This is a genomic window from Methyloceanibacter sp., from assembly GCF_051306395.1.
Taxonomy (GTDB): Bacteria; Pseudomonadota; Alphaproteobacteria; order Rhizobiales; family Methyloligellaceae; genus Methyloceanibacter.
On record NZ_JBPPND010000119.1, the window covers coordinates 1 to 2,035 of the forward strand.

Annotated in this window: 3 protein-coding genes; 2 read left to right on the forward strand and 1 reads right to left on the reverse strand. The window is 63.8% G+C overall.

Annotation, left to right across the window (positions count from 1 at the left end; genetic code table 11):
• Positions 1 to 330: 330 nt before the first annotated feature.
• Positions 331 to 618, reverse strand: a complete 288-nt coding sequence (locus ACSLE4_RS06550) for a hypothetical protein (RefSeq protein WP_435903677.1) — start codon at positions 616 to 618, stop codon at positions 331 to 333.
• A gap of 352 nt (positions 619 to 970) precedes the next feature.
• Between ACSLE4_RS06550 and ACSLE4_RS06555 the strand changes: the two genes are divergently transcribed.
• Positions 971 to 1,369: a hypothetical protein gene (locus ACSLE4_RS06555; protein WP_435903678.1), complete on the forward strand. Its 399-nt coding sequence runs from the start codon at positions 971 to 973 to the stop codon at positions 1,367 to 1,369.
• A 14-nt stretch (positions 1,370 to 1,383) separates the two neighbouring features.
• Positions 1,384 to 1,575, forward strand: a complete 192-nt coding sequence (locus ACSLE4_RS06560; protein WP_435903679.1) for a hypothetical protein — start codon at positions 1,384 to 1,386, stop codon at positions 1,573 to 1,575.
• The last annotated feature ends 460 nt before the right edge of the window (positions 1,576 to 2,035 follow it).

Sequence of the window (2,035 nt, forward strand, 5' to 3'; positions counted from 1 at the left end):
ATCGATCCAGGAATCGATCTTCAGCCAATCGATGAGCTTGCCGCGGCTATTGCCTTGTAGAAAGTCCCACAATTTACCCCGACCTCTTCACTGCGCGGCCGCCCGGCCACACGAAATCCGGCCGTCCAAAAGGACGAACCTGAAGCGTACCGTATACTCCGATTACGGCCATTTATAGAGGTTCCACGCGGTCCCGCGAGCCCAAATTGCGCACCAGCGCCACGCCCCAAAGTTGCCGGGAAAGCCTCGCGCAACTTCCGTTAAGGCGGCGCTAACCAAGCCGGCCCGCGGCGGAGGATAGGAGCGCGCTAGCCTTCGGCCTCGGCAACCCTAACCTTCGGCCTCGGCGAAGCCCTTGTTCTCCATGCACTCGATATAGTCGGACTTGGAGATTTTGCCCCGCAACAACAGGAGCCGCGTCACCGAGGAGATGCCCTTGCGGCGCGCCTCCTCCAGGCATTCCACCTTCGCGCCCTCGAAGGCGGCCTTGGTGTCGGTGGCCTGCACGGCGCGGGTGGGGAGGAAGCCGACATCCGGGGCTGGGCCGCTGCGGCTGCAGGCGGCAAGGGGCATGGCCAAGAGGCCCGCCGCAAGCAGCGCCGTGTGCAGCCTCGTCACGATGACACTCCCCCGCCTTACGATCCGGCCCACTCAACCCTCAAAGTGCTCCGCGCCCGCCGACGCTAGCCTCTTCGGCCAGGGTCTTGTACCGGCAGGCCGGCCGAAGGTTAAGGCCGAAAGGCGCCGCCACCCTCTACGACCGGGCATCTTTCGCCAAAATGTCACCGGAAACAAAGGCGGCATCAAGGACAGGCGCGCGGGGTGCGTCGTCCTGCCTCGACGATGTGGCGTCGGAGACACGGCCGGCAAGTCGCGCAGCGCTTCTTCTGGCGGCGGCTTAGTGTGTGCTAAGACTGTCGGCGAACGAGGGCCACATAACACGGAAGCCCCAGGGAGGAGGTTGCTGGAGATGCCGAAGCTGGTCTCAATCCGCACGCTTGTTCTGACCGCCGCCGCGCTGTCGCTCGCGCTCGCCGTATCGATTGCCCCCGCGTCGGCGCAAGACGCGTTCGATCTGTCGGTGCCGCAGCAAGGCGAGGAGGCCGCGCCGCCGCCCGATCTCGAATGCGCCGCGGAGTCCCTGTCGGGCAGCGGACCGGGCTTCATGAGCTCGCGCGATGAGTCAGAGGAGGCCGCGCTCGAGGCGTGGCTCGAAAAGGCGCAAAAGGTCTATTTAGAAGCGACCTGGGACCTGGCGCAGGACGCCAACATTTCTTGCGCGGTGCAAGGGCTCTATTCGAAATGTTTCGCCGACGGCATTCCCTGCAAGCCTAAAGGCGACGGCGAAGCCGCCACCAAGAGCGAGTGACGCGAGGTTCGCGCATGACCGCATCCGGCAAGGGCAAATACACGAAAGCGCCCGACGGCAAGCGTCCGGCGACGAGCGCGCCGGATTCGCCTTACGTGAAGCCCGATCTCGGCAAGGGCAAGGGGCCGGCGCAGCCGAAGACGATCGATCGGCCGCGCAAGGACGCAAAGTCCGACGCTGCGCGGCGCAAGCCCAAAACGAAATGATGAATTCCCGCTTTCGCGGGAATGAGCGGGTGTCGAGTTTGCGATGAGAGAATGTGTGCGTGGGTTCCTCTCACGGGGAACGCCGTCGCAGGCGACGGCCATACTCAACCGGGGGTCGCCCACGCACTGACCGATTTTGCGCCCAATTCCTACAAGATGCGAGTCTTTAAGACCGCTATGGTTCGGCGAGAAATGCTGGCGCTTGCCGATGAGGAGAGACGCATGACGCGTATGAGTGTGACGATGGACGTGGCATCCGAGCTGCGCCGAGCAGAAAGGCTCTTGAGGTTTGCGGTGGTTGCTGGATTCCCGCTTTCGCGGGAATGAGCAGGCGGGCGCCTTGTTTCAATCCGCTCGTCCCCGCGAAGGCGGGGACCCAGAGGGTGCACCGCAAACGATTTGTTTGCTTTCAGGGGCGCACACTCGTTCCATGGCGCACCTCACCAAACCCCATTTCGGC